The 14,299-nt window shown below is 64.9% G+C and carries 13 protein-coding genes; 9 read left to right on the top strand and 4 right to left on the bottom strand.

From position 1 onward, the window contains the following. Positions 1 to 157: 157 nt before the first annotated feature. Complete coding sequence (locus tag BCL93_RS15450) at positions 158 to 880, bottom strand: LrgB family protein (protein WP_112056139.1); 723 nt, start codon at positions 878 to 880, stop codon at positions 158 to 160. Beyond that, positions 877 to 1,254, bottom strand: a complete 378-nt coding sequence (locus BCL93_RS15455) for a CidA/LrgA family protein (protein WP_181463114.1) — start codon at positions 1,252 to 1,254, stop codon at positions 877 to 879. The genes BCL93_RS15450 and BCL93_RS15455 overlap by 4 nt, the downstream gene beginning before the upstream one ends. Positions 1,255 to 1,544: 290 nt before the next feature. Between BCL93_RS15455 and BCL93_RS15460 the strand changes: the two genes are divergently transcribed. Further along, positions 1,545 to 2,597, top strand: coding sequence for a class I fructose-bisphosphate aldolase (locus BCL93_RS15460; RefSeq protein WP_112056141.1), 1,053 nt, complete (start codon positions 1,545 to 1,547; stop codon positions 2,595 to 2,597). Between the two features lie 156 nt (positions 2,598 to 2,753). On the opposite strand, the gene tkt is transcribed toward BCL93_RS15460, so the two are convergent. Next, entirely contained in the window at positions 2,754 to 4,757 is a 2,004-nt protein-coding gene (tkt, locus tag BCL93_RS15465) for a transketolase (RefSeq protein WP_112056142.1), read from the bottom strand. A gap of 343 nt (positions 4,758 to 5,100) precedes the next feature. Between tkt and metK the strand changes: the two genes are divergently transcribed. The 7 genes from metK to BCL93_RS15495 all read left to right on the top strand — a co-directional run bounded on the left by metK (position 5,101) and on the right by BCL93_RS15495 (position 12,046). Beyond that, the gene (metK, locus tag BCL93_RS15470; RefSeq protein WP_112056143.1) at positions 5,101 to 6,321 is read left to right on the top strand and encodes a methionine adenosyltransferase; all 1,221 of its coding nucleotides are present in this window, start codon (positions 5,101 to 5,103) and stop codon (positions 6,319 to 6,321) included. Between the two features lie 209 nt (positions 6,322 to 6,530). Further along, positions 6,531 to 7,778 (top strand): cation:proton antiporter, encoded by a 1,248-nt coding sequence (locus BCL93_RS15475; RefSeq protein ID WP_112056144.1) that lies wholly within the window; start codon positions 6,531 to 6,533, stop codon positions 7,776 to 7,778. 319 nt (positions 7,779 to 8,097) lie between these two features. Beyond that, positions 8,098 to 9,507 (top strand): adenosylhomocysteinase, encoded by a 1,410-nt coding sequence (ahcY, locus tag BCL93_RS15480; protein WP_220086291.1) that lies wholly within the window; start codon positions 8,098 to 8,100, stop codon positions 9,505 to 9,507. 77 nt (positions 9,508 to 9,584) lie between these two features. Next, positions 9,585 to 10,247 carry a glutathione S-transferase family protein gene (locus BCL93_RS15485; RefSeq protein WP_112056146.1) on the top strand — a complete coding sequence of 221 codons (663 nt, stop codon included), beginning with the start codon at positions 9,585 to 9,587 and terminating at the stop codon, positions 10,245 to 10,247. 120 nt (positions 10,248 to 10,367) lie between these two features. Further along, positions 10,368 to 10,883, top strand: a complete 516-nt coding sequence (locus BCL93_RS17545) for a UDP-2,3-diacylglucosamine diphosphatase (protein WP_258396619.1) — start codon at positions 10,368 to 10,370, stop codon at positions 10,881 to 10,883. Next, complete coding sequence (locus tag BCL93_RS17550) at positions 10,880 to 11,179, top strand: hypothetical protein (protein WP_258396620.1); 300 nt, start codon at positions 10,880 to 10,882, stop codon at positions 11,177 to 11,179. Before BCL93_RS17545 ends, BCL93_RS17550 begins: the two co-directional genes overlap by 4 nt. Positions 11,180 to 11,287: 108 nt before the next feature. Then, positions 11,288 to 12,046: a helix-turn-helix transcriptional regulator gene (locus BCL93_RS15495; RefSeq protein ID WP_112056147.1), complete on the top strand. Its 759-nt coding sequence runs from the start codon at positions 11,288 to 11,290 to the stop codon at positions 12,044 to 12,046. Here the strand turns inward: BCL93_RS15495 and BCL93_RS15500 are convergent. Next, complete coding sequence (locus BCL93_RS15500) at positions 12,007 to 12,948, bottom strand: AEC family transporter (protein WP_112056148.1); 942 nt, start codon at positions 12,946 to 12,948, stop codon at positions 12,007 to 12,009. The genes BCL93_RS15495 and BCL93_RS15500 overlap by 40 nt on opposite strands. A gap of 226 nt (positions 12,949 to 13,174) precedes the next feature. On the opposite strand from BCL93_RS15500, the gene BCL93_RS15505 reads away from it, so the two are divergent. After that, the gene (locus BCL93_RS15505; RefSeq protein ID WP_112056149.1) at positions 13,175 to 14,083 is read left to right on the top strand and encodes a DMT family transporter; all 909 of its coding nucleotides are present in this window, start codon (positions 13,175 to 13,177) and stop codon (positions 14,081 to 14,083) included. Positions 14,084 to 14,299: the final 216 nt, after the last annotated feature.

Consider the following 14,299-nt stretch of genomic DNA (forward strand, 5'->3'; position numbering starts at 1 on the left):
CACTCACACAAAAGACACACGAAAATCACACGAAGACGAAAGACCGCGCCCGGTGGGCACTCGGTGACGACAGGGCGACGATTCTAGCGCAAAAGCGCCAGCCTTGCAGGCCGTGCGTGGCGCGTGACGGCCCGGCTAGAGCCTGACGATATCCGGGCTAGAGCCCCAGCAGCCGCCAGGCCAGCGGCAGGCACAGGGCTGTGAAGATGCCGGTCAGGCTCATGCCCAGCGAGGCGAAGGCGCCGGCGGTAGGGCTCATTTCGAAGGCGCGTACGGTGCCGATGGCGTGGCCGTTGATGCCCAGCGCGAAGCCGAGGATACGATGGTCGCGAATGCCCAGCGGCGCGGCCAGCAGGCTGACCGCGAGGGTCGCCATCACGCCGGTGATCAGCAGTCCGCCCATCAGCAGCGGCACCGAGCCGCCCAGCTCGTCGATGATGCCCAGTGCAATCGGCGCCGTCACCGACTTTGGCGCCAGCGAGGCGAGCACTTCGGGGCTTGCTCCTAGCGCCCAGGCCAGCGCCAGGGAGTAGCAGGAGGCCAGCGCCGCCGCTGGTGGCAGGGAGAGCGCCAGCGGTTTCCAAAGCGCCCGGATGTGATGCAGCTGCTGGTAGAGCGGCACGCCGAGCGCCACCGTCGCGGGGCCCAGCAGCAGCATCAGCCAGCCGGCACCGCGCTGGTAGTCGATAACGTCGATCGACAGCATCCACAGGCTGGCGGCGACCAGCAGGGCGGCCAGCAGGACCGCCGGGCACCAGCTGGGACGCCCGATGCGCTCGACGATCCACAATGAAGCGAGGTAGGCGGCAAGCGTCAGGGCGATGGCCGACAGCGGGGTGGCCAGCAGCGCCTCTTGCAGCTCGATCAGTGAAGCACTCATGACGGCGTCTCTTCCGGTGTGGCTGAGCCGGGCTCGGGGGGCATGAAACGGCGCATCAGCAGAAGGGTGGTCAGTACGCTTGCAAGGGTGCCGCCCACTAGTGCGACCGCGACGGCAAGCCACTGGCCGGCAAAGTCGTCGGCGACGAAGAATACGCCCACCACGCCTGGCATGATCAGCATCGCCAGCAGGCCGATCAGCGGCTGGCTGGCGGCGGCGATGTCATCGAGTCGCCCGACGCGCAGCATCAGCATGCCGGCCATCAACAGCATGCCCACCACCCCCGCCGAAACGGGAAGGCCGAGCAGCACGACCAGCGTCTCGCCGGCGAGCCAGAACCCCGTCAGCCATAGAAACCCGCGCAGTAATGCGATCACCTTTCCCTCCTCAGTGTTCTGTTCCCTGGGCGGTATAATGCCTTGAGAGCGGGGAAAAATCTCTTCGCCATCCGTTGTGGGCAGCCGTGAGGGGGGCATGAGAGACGCGCCGTTGATGCCACCTGCCGGGAGATTCTTGTGGCGTAAAACAGAGCGTAAAACAGGGTGTGAGAAAGGGGGTGAGAAAGTAGCGCGCGAGGCAGGCAAGAGTGACACGGGTGCTTGTGGTCGCAGTGCTGCTGGCTACCATGAAGAGGCATCCACTTCCACTGCAAGGAGCGCATCCCATGAGCGAGACCGCCAAGATTCTGGGCGATGAAGCAAGTTACCTGCTGGAGCACCGCTGCAGCGCGATTCCCCGCGAGCAGCTGCACCTGCCGGGGCCAGACTTCGTCGACCGAGTGATGATCGATAACGACCGAAGCCCTCAAGTGCTGCGCAACATGCAGGCCCTGTACAACCACGGTCGGCTGGGCGGCACCGGCTATCTGAGCATCCTGCCCGTCGACCAGGGCATTGAGCATTCGGCCGGCGCCTCCTTTGCGCCCAACCCGCTGTACTTCGACCCGGCCAACATCGTCGAGCTGGCGATCGAAGGCGGCTGCAACGCTGTGGCCTCGACCCTGGGTGGGCTGGCCTCGGTCGCCAGGCGCTATGCCCACAAGATTCCGCTGCTCTTGAAACTCAATCATAACGAGACCCTGACCTACCCAACCCTGCACGACCAGACGTTGTTCGCCAGCGTCGATCAGGCCCACGCCATGGGCTGCGTGGCGGTGGGGGCGACCATCTATTTCGGTTCGCCGGAGTGTCGCCGTCAGATCGAGGAAGTCAGCGCGGCCTTCGAGCGCGCCCATGAGTTTGGCATGGTCACGGTGTTGTGGGCCTATCTGCGCAATCCGGCCTTCAAGCAGGAGGGCACCGACTACCACGTCGCCGCCGACCTGACAGGCCAGGCGATCCATCTGGCGGCGACCTTGAAGGCCGATATCGTCAAGCAGAAGCTCGCTGAGACCAACGACGGCTATCGGACGATCGGCTTTGGCCACACCCATTACAAGGTCTACAGCGAACTGACCAGCGAGCACCCCATCGACCTGGCACGCTATCAGGTAGCGAGCTGCTATCTGGGCCGCGCCGGGCTGATCAACTCCGGCGGCGCCTCGGGTGGCGAAAGCGATATGGCACAGGCGGTGCGCACCGCGGTGATCAACAAGCGCGGCGGCGGCATGGGGCTGATCTCCGGGCGCAAGGCCTTCCAGAAGCCAATGGCCGAAGGCGTTCAGCTGCTCAACGCCATTCAGGACGTCTATCTGGACCCCGAGGTCACCATTGCCTGACGCGCATTGCTTTTTGACACGGGGCCGCTAAGCAGCTCTGTTGAACGGAGCCGATGTGGGCGACAAAAAGGGCACGGCGGTTGCCGTGCCCTTCTTCGTTGTCATCCCGGGCGTTGCTACCGCGGGTGCCTCTGCTGTCGCGACGCCCCGCTTGCCTTACTCGGCGGCGTCGTCCAGCAGCTGTTCGGCTTCGCTCACCAGGTTCTCGACGGTGAAACCGAACTCCTTGAACAAATCGCCGGCCGGGGCAGACTCGCCGAAGCTGTCCATGCCGATGATGCGGCCCTCGAGGCCCACGTACTTGAACCAGAAATCGCGATGGCCGGCTTCGATGGCAATGCGGGCGCCGACTTCCAGCGGCAGCACCGCTTGGCGGTAGGCGGCGTCCTGGGCGTCGAAGACGTCGGTGGACGGCATCGATACCACGCGCACGGCGCGGCCCTGCTCGCCAAGCTTGCCGGCGGCGTCCATGGCCAGGCCGACTTCGGAGCCGGTGGCGATCAGGATCAGCTCCGGGGTGCCTTCACAGTCCTTGAGAATGTAACCGCCACGCTGGATGTTGGCGAGCTGGTGCTTGTCGCGTGCCTGGTGCGGCAGCCCCTGACGGGACAGCACCAGCGCGCTGGGGCCGGAATGACGCTTGAGGCCGGCATGCCAGGCGGCAGCGGTCTCGACGGCATCGGCCGGGCGCCAGGTCGACAGGTTCGGCGTTGAGCGCAGGGTGGTCAGCTGCTCGATCGGCTGGTGGGTCGGGCCGTCTTCGCCCAGGCCAATGGAGTCATGGGTGAATACATGGATAGCGCGCTGACCCATCAGGGCCGCCATGCGTATGGCGTTGCGCATGTATTCTGAGAAGATCAGGAAGGTCGCGCCGTAAGGCACGAAGCCGCCGTGCAGGGCAACGCCGTTGATGATTGCGGCCATGCCGAACTCGCGCACGCCGTAATGCAGGTAGTTGCCGCCGGGCTCGGTCTGGCTGATCGCCTTGGCACCCTTCCAGAACGTCAGGTTGGACGGCGCCAGGTCGGCGCTGCCACCCAGCAGCTCGGGCAACTGCGGGCCCAGCTCATTGAGCACGCCAAGTGACGCCTTGCGCGAGGCGATGCTCTCGCCTTTCTCCTGTGCCTGTTCGATCAGCGCTTCGCTGGTCAGGTCGCGGGGCAGCTCGCCCTTGAGGCGGCGGGTCAGCTCGCGGGCCTCGGCCGGGAAGGCGTCGGCGTAGCGCTGGAAGCGAGCGTTCCACTCGGCCTCGCGGGCTTCGCCGGTTTGGATGGCGTCCCAGCCCTTGTAGATATCTTCCGGCACGTGGAAGGGCGCGTGGGGCCAGTCGAGCTGAACGCGGGCGGCGGCCACTTCGTCGTCGCCCAGTGCCGCACCGTGGCACTCTTCCTTGCCCTGCTTGTTGGGGGCACCGAAGCCGATGATGGTCTTGCAGATGATCAGACTCGGGCGGTCGTCGTGGCTCTTGGCGAGCTCGACGGCGGCCTTGATCTCTTCGGGCTTGTGGCCGTCGACGTTGGGCACCACGTGCCAGCCGTAGCTCTCGAAGCGCTTGGCGGTGTCGTCGGTGAACCAGCCTTCGACTTCACCGTCGATCGAGATGCCGTTGTCGTCATAGAAGGTGATCAGCTTGCCCAGGCCCTGAGTGCCGGCCAGCGAGGCGACCTCATGGGAGACGCCTTCCATCAGGCAGCCGTCGCCAACGAAGCAGTAGGTGTGGTGATCGACGATTTCGTGGCCGTCGCGGTTGAACTGGGCCGCCAGGGTGCGTTCGGCCAGCGCCATGCCTACGGCGTTGGCCAGGCCCTGACCCAGCGGGCCGGTCGTCGTCTCGACGCCCGGCGTGTAGCCGAACTCGGGGTGCCCCGGGGTCTTGGAGTGCAGCTGGCGGAAGTTCTGCAGGTCTTCGAGGGTGAGGTCATACCCGGTCAGGTGCAAGAGCGAGTAGACCAGCATGGAGCCGTGGCCGTTGGACATCACGAAGCGGTCGCGATTGGCCCAGTTCGGGTTGGCCGGGTTATGGCTCATGAAGTCGTTCCAGAGGACTTCGGCGATATCGGCCATGCCCATGGGGGCGCCGGGATGGCCAGACTTGGCTTTCTGCACGGCATCCATGGACAGCGCGCGAATGGCATTGGCCAGTTCGAAACGGGACGGCATTGACAAGCTCCTCGCCTGCGGCAATTAGGCAGTGCCCGGGTGGCTCCGCGCGGCAGGGCGGGCGACTCGAGCATGATGGCGGAATGGCACCGCGGCATGCGGCACGCTGGATTCAGGGGACGTATTGTCGCCGAGAAGGGCGCAACCATCAATTGCCGCGCCTCGTGGGGCTTCTAGGAACCGATGACTGCTCTGGTGTAGAATCGCCGCCCTGAGGCCCTTTGGCCCGTCGCGTGTCGCGTCTGCCACCCAGGAAGGCAGTCGGCGATGCAGCTTCAGCCGCCGTGCTGTGCCCCCCACGCCGTTATTGATAGGCCGTTATTGATAGAGGGTCGAGGACGCCATGAGCGAATACTCCCTGTTTACTTCCGAGTCCGTGTCCGAAGGGCATCCGGACAAGATCGCCGACCAGATTTCCGATGCGGTGCTGGACGCCATCATCGCCCGCGACAAGCAGGCGCGCGTGGCATGCGAGACCCTGGTGAAAACCGGTGTGGCCATCGTCGCCGGCGAGATTTCCACCTCGGCGTGGGTCGATCTCGAGGAACTGGTACGCCAGGTCATCCTGGACATCGGCTATACTTCCTCCGACGTCGGCTTCGACGGCGAAACCTGTGGCGTGCTCAACCTGATCGGCAAGCAGAGCGTCGATATCGCCCAGGGTGTCGATCGCAGCAAGCCTGAAGATCAGGGTGCTGGCGACCAGGGGCTGATGTTCGGCTATGCTACCAACGAAACCGACTCCTTCATGCCGGCACCGATCCACTACTCGCATCGGCTGGTCGAGCGTCAGGCAGAGCTGCGTAAGAGCGGCATGCTGCCTTGGCTGCGCCCGGACGCCAAGAGCCAGGTCACCTTCCGCTACGGTGACGATGGTAAGCCGGTGGCCGTCGACGCGGTGGTGCTCTCGACCCAGCATGACCCGGAAATCGATCAGAGCGACCTGCGCAAGATGGTCAAGCGCGAGATCATCGAGCAGGTGCTGCCCGCCGAGTGGCTGACCGACAGTACCCAGTACCATATCAACCCGACCGGCAAGTTCGTGATCGGCGGCCCGGTGGGTGACTGTGGCCTGACCGGCCGCAAGATCATCGTCGACACCTACGGCGGCATGGCCCGCCACGGTGGCGGCGCCTTCTCCGGTAAGGACCCGTCCAAGGTCGACCGCAGTGCCGCCTATGCCGGCCGCTACGTGGCCAAGAACCTGGTCGCTGCCGGGCTTGCCGACAAATGCGAGATCCAGGTCTCCTACGCCATCGGCGTGGCCGAGCCGACCTCGGTGTCGGTCAACACCTTCGGCACCGGCAAGATCAGCGATGCCAAGCTCATCGAGCTGGTGCGCGAGCATTTCGACCTGCGCCCGAATGCCATCACTCGCATGCTCGACCTGCTGCATCCGATGTATCAGCTGACCGCGGCCTATGGTCACTTCGGCCGCGAGCCGTTCGAGACCAGCTATCAGTGGACCGACGTCAACGGCGAACTACAGACCGAGACCTTCACGGCCTTCCCCTGGGAGAAGACCGACAAGGTCGAGGCCCTCAAGCGCTCCGCCGGCGTTTAAGCCAGTGCTGGTAGGCCGGTTTGATGGGACCCGCTTCGGCGGGTCCTGTTGTTTATGATTCTGTTGTTCATGACCACGTAGCTCATGACCAAGTAGCTCATGGTCAATTAGTGCGTGGCTACCTGCATGTGGCCACATGTTTGTGGCTTGGCCACCCCAGGCCGCTCCACCCTCGCTAGTATGTTGTCATTCGCCAAGGATGCGCCTGAATGCTCAATCTTGCTGCACTCTTCATCACGCTCACTGCGCTGTGCATGTGGTTCAACCAGCGGGTGCTGCGCCTACCCCCCACCATCGGGGTGATGGCGATCGCCCTGGCGATGTCGTTGATGGTCATCGCGCTCGATCATGTGACGGTGACCACGGTATTCGCCCAGGCCGCCGAGACCTGGCTTGAGCGCATCGACTTCAACGTGCTGCTGATGGACGGCATGCTCTCGCTGCTGCTGTTTGCCGGCGCCCTGCACGTCGATCTCTCGAAGCTTCACCACTACCGAGTCTCGATCGGTTTGCTGGCGACACTCGGGGTGCTGGTCTCCACCGTGGTGATCGGCAGTGCGGCCTGGTGGCTGTTCCTGCAGGCTGGCCTGGCGGTGCCTTATCCCTTCTGCCTGGTCTTCGGCGCGCTGATCTCGCCGACCGACCCCATCGCGGTGCTCGGCATCATGCGCAACGCCGGCGCCCCGGTCGACATGGAGATTCGCATCGTCGGCGAGTCGCTGTTCAATGACGGGGTAGCGGTGGTGGTGTTCACCGCGCTGCTGGGGGTAGCCACCACCTCCGGCGGCGAGGGCATCGACATCGGGCATCTGGGACTCCTGTTCATCGAGGAAGCCGGTGGTGGCATCCTGCTCGGCCTGGCCCTCGGTGGCCTGGTCTATCGGCTGATGAACAGCATCAATCAGTATCAGGTCGAGGTGATGCTGAGCCTGGCGCTGGTGGTCGGCGGCTACGCCTTGGCGTCGTCTCTGCATCTCTCGGGGCCGATCGCGATGGTGGTGGCCGGCCTGATCATCGGTAACATGGCACGCAACGGCGCCATGTCAGAGAGCACTCGCCGCTACCTGGATGCCTTCTGGGAGCTGATCGATGAGATCCTCAACGCCGTGCTGTTCGTGCTGATTGGCCTCGAGCTGGTGCTGATGCCGCTGAGCGTCGAGGTGGTCGGCATTGCGCTGGCGCTGGTGGCGGTGATTCTGGTGTCGCGTTTCCTGATCATCGGCGTGCCGCTCAGGCTGCTGTCGAGCCGCCATGACTTTCGTGCCGGCACTACCCGCGTGCTGACCTGGGGTGGGCTGCGTGGCGGTATCTCGGTGGCCCTGGCGCTGTCGCTGCCCGACGGCGAGATCCGCAACACCCTGGTGGTCACCACCTACGTGATCGTGCTGTTCTCGATCCTCGTTCAGGGTCTGACCATCGGCCGGCTGGTTCGGCATGTATTGAAGGCGCCGCGCTAGGCTTTGTAGGAAAACTACCTGCGCTCGGCAATACGGCGTTAAAAATTTGCTGGAGCGCCAGCCCGGTCAAAATGCTCATTTACACCACGTAAACTGGAGCGCCAGCCCGGTCCGCTTTTTCGCCAATTTTTGCCTTGTCTTGCCTTCGCTCGCTGACTTTTCGCACAAACCCTAGGTGCCTTGGTTGGGCATCCAAGGCGCTCGGTCGGCGTGGTGAGAGTCGGGTAAGCCTCCTATATTAGGTGGCAGTACCGGTTGTTAGGTGCCCGTACCGCTGTCAGGTATCAGTACCCTCTCGCTTCGTTGACTGAGGTGTTGCATGAATCGACCCGCCATGTCCGCTGTACCGGCCGGTGACCACAAGGTCGCCGATTCCTCCCTGGCCGACTGGGGCCGCCGCGAGATTCGCATCGCCGAGACCGAGATGCCGGCGCTGATGAAGATCCGCGAGAAGTACCGTGGTGCCCGGCCGCTGGCAGGTGCGCGAATCAGCGGCTGCATCCATATGACCATCCAGACCGCGGTGCTGATCGAGACCCTGGTCGTGCTGGGGGCCAGCGTGCGCTGGTCGTCCTGCAACATCTTCTCGACCCAGGATCATGCCGCCGCCGCGGTGGCCGCGGCGGGCATTCCGGTGTTCGCCTGGAAGGGCGAGACCGAAGAAGAGTTCTGGTGGTGCATCGAACAGACCGTCGAGGGCCCGGATGGCTGGGTACCGAACCTGGTACTCGACGACGGCGGCGATCTGACCGCGCTGCTGCATGAGCAACGCCCCGAGCTCCTTGAGCAGATTCACGGCATCTCGGAGGAGACCACCACCGGGGTGCATCGCCTGCACGAGATGCTGCGCGATGGCCGGCTCAAGGTGCCGGCCATCAACGTCAACGACGCCGTCACCAAGTCGAAGAACGACAACAAGTACGGCTGTCGTCATTCCCTGTCGGATGCCATCAAGCGCGGCCTCGACCACCTGCTGGCCGGGAAGCAGGCGCTGGTGGTGGGCTATGGCGATGTCGGCAAGGGCTCGGCGGCCTCGCTGCGCCAGGAAGGCATGATCGTCAAGATCGCGGAGATCGACCCGATCTGCGCCATGCAGGCCTGCATGGACGGCTTCGAAGTGGTATCGCCCTACCTCGAGGGGCATAACGGTGGCGCGGCCAGCATCGATGCGGCCCTGCTCGGCAAGATCGACCTGGTGGTCACCGCCACCGGCAACATCGACGCCTGCGATCCGTCGATGCTGAAGGCCCTCAAGAAGGGGGCGGTGGTGTGCAACATCGGCCACTTCGATAGCGAGATCGATACCGCCTATATGCGCCGCCAGTGGCATTGGGAAGAGATCAAGCCGCAGGTCCACAAGGTCTACCGTGACAGCGATCCGGGCGACTTCGATCCCGAGAGCGACGATTACCTGCTGCTGCTCGCCGAGGGCCGCTTGGTCAACCTGGGCAACGCCACCGGCCATCCGTCGCGGATCATGGATGGCTCCTTCGCCAACCAGGTGCTGGCGCAGATTCATCTTTTCGCGGGCCGTTTCGCCGACCTGCCGATAGACGAGCGCGCCGCCGCCCTGACACTTTCCGTGCTGCCTCGCCACCTGGACGAAGAGGTCGCCCGCTACATGGTCGAAGGTTTTGGCGGGGTGATCACGCGCATGACCCAGGCGCAGGCAGACTATCTGGGGCTTGACGCAGAGGGCCCCTTCAAGCCGGATAGCTATCGCTACTAGCCACGTTCGAGGGGCTCGTCTTCGCCGCAGGCGTCGTCGGCTGCCGGCCATTGATTCCCAGCCAAGGAGCGACCCAGATGACCACACCCGTGCATATCGTCGGCCCCCAATTCAGTAATTTCGTGCGCAGCGTTCAGCTGTGCTGCGAGGAGAAGGGCATTCCCTACAGCCTGGGTGCCGAGATCGAAGGCCGCCCCATGGCACTGCACTCATCCGAGCACTATGCCCTGCATCCTTTCGGCAAGGTGCCCATCCTGCTGCATGGCGAGCGGCGCCTGATCGAGACGCCGAGCATCTGCCGTTATCTGGATGCGGCCTTCGAGGGGCCCGCCCTGCAGCCGGAGTCGACCTGGCAGCGGGCGCAAGTCGACCAGTGGACCGGGATGCTCGCCCTCTACGTGGATCAGGCCCTGGTACGTCGCTACCTGCTGGAATTCGTGTTTCCCAAGGGTGAGGGCGGGGCCGTCCGCGAGGATGCGGTGGCGGCGGCTCAACCGGAGGTGGTGCGTCTGCTTGGCTTGCTGGAGCAGCAGCTGGCCCAGGGCGACTACCTGGTCGGTGATGACTTTACGATCGCCGATGCCATTGCCGCGCCGATGCTCGACTATCTGGCCGGCATGCCTTCCGCTAAAGATTTCCTGGCCGAGACGCCTCGCCTGATGGCGTATATCGAGCGGCTACGGGCCAGGCCTGCTGCGGCCAGGGTGCTGGTGGCGCCGGACCTGGGGCGCACTGCCTAGTCGCCCTGCTTCAGGGTCATATCCAGGCGCTGCCGGACTGTCACGGTATCGTCACCGCGGCGCCATGGAGGCGTCATGGCGAGGCCTCATTGTTGAGGGGCGTTCGAAGGAGGCCGCCCCATGACTACCCCGCCGATTGCCTTGACCGACTCCCGTACCCTGTTCATTTCTGACCTGCACATGGGCACGCCGGACTGCCAGGCCGCACTTCTCGATAGCCTGCTGCGCCGGGTGCGCCCCAGAAGGCTCTATCTGGTTGGTGACATCATTGATCTGATCGCCATGCGCAAACGCGCGGTGCTGCCCACCGCCCAACAGCGTCTGGTGGCGCGCGTGCTTCGCCTGGCCCGCGGTGGATGCGAGGTCATCTACATCCCCGGCAACCACGATGCCACCCTGCGCCAGCTGTGTGGTCTCAAGCTCTACAACGTGCGTATCGAGCGGCGCATGATCCACGTCACGGCCGACAACCGGCGTCTGCTGGTCAGCCACGGTGACGAGTTCGATACCCATGTGCGCATGGCGCCCTGGCTGATGGCACTCGGCGATGGCATGCACCAGTTCGTGCTGTCGCTGAACCGCTGGTGCAATCACGGGCGCCGTCTGCTGGGGATGCCCTACTGGTCGCTGCCTTGAAAAACCAGGTGGGTGCGGCGCGCCGCTACGTCGAGCAGTTCGAACAGGCGGCCCTGCATCAGGCCGCTCGAGAAGGCCTCGATGGCTATATCGGTGGTCATATCCACAAGGCCGGCTTCGCCACCGGTCCGGGCGTGCTGTACTGCAACGACGGAGATTGGGTCGAGCACTGCACGGCCCTGATGGAAGACAGTGAAGGCCGGCTCAGCCTGATCGACTGGCAAGGGCGGGTGATCGACCTGGAGCCGGCCGTTGAGCCGCGACCCATGGCAGAGGCGTCGTTGGCCGGGGCCTGATCACCCGGCGCTCTCTTCTGGGGCTGTTGCTACTGTCCATCTTGCTCCTGTCCATTGAACAGCCTTGTACGTTGCCGGGGGTGTGCTTCAATGGGGCAGGAGGTTTTCATGACCGTCACCGATCCCCCTGTGTCTCCCCTTATCGCCGTGCGCTCCTATCCGGATCGCGTGCTCAGCGACCGCCATGGCTATCACCAACTGCTGCTCGGGCTCGAAGGCGGGGTCGAGCTGGAAGTGGCCGGCCGTGGCCGCCGCGTCGAGCCCGGGGTGCTGGTGCCGATTCCCGCAGGGGAGACCCATTATTACCTGGCGCCGCGGGACAACCACACCCTGGTGGTCGACCTGCCGCAGGCCTGGTGTGAAACGCTCGCCCTGGGCATTGGGCTCGCGCCCGATGCGCGTCGCCTGCCTCCGGCGCTGATGGCAAGCGCTAGACAACTCGAGGAAGGTGATTCGACGGCCCTGGCCGCCTGGCTGAGCAGTGCGATGAGGGTGCCGGCGCACACGGCCGGCGAGCCGCGACTGCGTTTGCTGCGCCTGCTGCCCGAGATCGAGGCCGATCTGGCCCGGCGCTGGCGGGTCCGGGACTGGGCGGCCCGCTGTCACCTGGCCGAGGCGGCCTTTGCCCGCCAGTTTCATGCCCTGACCGGCCGCTCACCTCATGCCTGGCTGGTCGAGCGGCGCCTCGCCAAGGCCATGACGCTGATGGCCGAGACCTCCGCCAGTATCACCGAGATCGCCCTGGCCTGCGGCTTTGGCGATACCGCCCACTTCTCACGCACCTTCCGCGAGCGACATGGCCTATCGCCGCGGGGCTGGCGGCAGGCTCAGCCCATCGCCACCAGCGCCAGCAAGCCTTCCAGATAGCGCGGCATCACCAGCGGGGCAATCAGGGTGCTGATCAGCACGGCAAGCGCCGCCTTTTCGGCCCGGCTGCCGAGCTCCATGGCCACCACCACCAGGTTGGCGGCCAGCGGCACCACCCCGATCAGCAGCAGCGCCAGGGCCAGTTCCTCGTCGATGCCGATGGTTGCCTGCAGGGCCAGTACGGCACCGAGGCTGACCAGCGGCCAGAGCCCGAAGCGTACCGCCAGCGAGGCGCCGATAAAGCGCAGGTCCAGCTCGCTGAAGCTGACGCGTCCAAGGGTCATGCCGATGATCATCATGCCGAGCAGGGTGTAGGTGGGCGGGAAGACCTCGAATCCCTGCATCAGCGCTGCCGGAAGCGGCAGCGCCAGGCCGCTGACGATCAGCGCGGCGAGGAAGGCGTAAATCAGCGGCAGGCGCAGGATCTTGTGAAGGCTCTCGCGCACCGAGAAGCGCCCGCGGGCGCCGATATAGAAGCCCAGCGTGAATTCGAAGAGGTTCATGCCGAGCAGACAGAACAGATACTGGGTCACGCCATCCGGTGACAGCAGCACCATGGCCACCGGCAACCCAAAGTAGCCGGTGTTGGCGGTGCCGGCGGAGAAGGCCAGCAGCGAGCTTTCCTCGGCGGCGAAGAAGGGGCGGGCGAGTCGGCCGACGATCAGACACATCAGACTGGCGGTGACGAAAACCCCCAGCGTCAGCAGCAGATAAGCCGGGGTGGGGCCGCCCAGCACCAGGCCGCGAAAGACAGTGACCGGGGCGATCACGTAGATCAGCAGGCTGGCAATCGGGCGTGGGTCGAGGGACAGCTGTCGGGCACAGACCACCCCTAGGCCAACGAAGGCCAGCAGCATCCACAGCGGAGCCAGCAGGGTGGCGCCAAGGTCGAGCTCCGCCATCGGCATCTCCTGATGTAAAACCCTCATCATGCCTGCCAGACGTTCGCCTGTCAGGCGTCTCGAAGGGGTGGGCGCCTCACCGCTAAGAGACGCATCGCCTCATGAGTCACGTCCGCGGAAGATTCGGCCGGCGAGGGTCAGGATTCGACAAGTTCTCGGTGCTGGCTTCTGCAAGGCTAGAGGCCTGGTTGTCACCCTTCGTCACCCCGCCTTCAGGAGCGATGCCATGCCCGATGCCACGACCCCCGACACACGCGCCACCGCCATCGGTGCCACTACCGTGCTCAACTGGGCGCTGCTGGCGGCCCTGACCCAACTGGCCGGCCCGGTGCCGCCGTTTCTGCTCACGGCGCTGGCCTTTGCGGTGGCCTTCGTCTGCTTCGCCGTCTGGCTTACCCTGCGCGGCGAATCGCTTACCGTGTCAATGCGGCTGCCGCCGGCCGTCTGGGCACTGGGGGTTGGCGGCCTGTTCGGCTACCACGCCCTCTATTTCGTGGCCCAGCAGAACGCCCCGGCGGCCAATGCCGGCCTGATCAGCTATCTGTGGCCGCTGTTGATCGTGCTGTTTGTGGCGCTGTTACCGGGGGAGCGCCTGAAGGTCGTGCATGTGATCGGTGCCCTGCTGGGTTTTGCCGGTGCGGCCCTGCTGATCGGCGGCGATGTCTCGGGTGAGGGCTCTGTCCTTGGCTACGGGGCGGCGATCGCCTGTGCCTTCCTGTGGAGCGGCTATTCGGTGCTGTCTCGGGCCGTGCGCCAGGTGCCGACCGCGGCCGTGGGCGGTTTCTGCCTGGTCACCGCGGTGCTCGCCGCGCTTGGCCACCTGCTGTTCGAACCGTCTCGCTGGCCAGAGGGGCTGGGGTGGCTTGGGGTGCTCGGGCTCGGCCTGGGCCCGGTGGGTAGCGCTTTCTTCACCTGGGATCGGGGCGTCAAGCACGGCGACCTGCGCCTGCTGGGGCTGTTGTCCTACTTCACGCCGCTGCTCTCGACCCTGGTGCTGATCGCCTGCGGCTATGCCGAACCGAGCGGCTCGCTGACCCTGGCCGCTGGGCTGATTACCCTTGGTATGCTGATCGGCAGCGGCTGGCTGCGCTGGCCGTGGCGGTGCGGGGCTTCACGAACCCGGGATGCGTCCTGAGTGCGGTGTGTGGGCCTGAGTGTTAGGCCCACAGGTTATGCTTGGACCGATTCTTATATGAATGAAATCGATACAGAGGGCGTGAAACTTTCATTAGTCGGGGCTTACGGGGGACGTCACAATGAGCGGATCACAAGGTCCGCCGATCATCACCGGGTGCCTACCGCGCCGGGTATGACCGAGGCCATGAACAAAATGACAGGCAGCGTCGCCGTT

The sequence above is a fragment of the Onishia taeanensis genome (assembly GCF_003268885.1).
GTDB lineage: Bacteria > Pseudomonadota > Gammaproteobacteria > Pseudomonadales > Halomonadaceae > Onishia > Onishia taeanensis_A.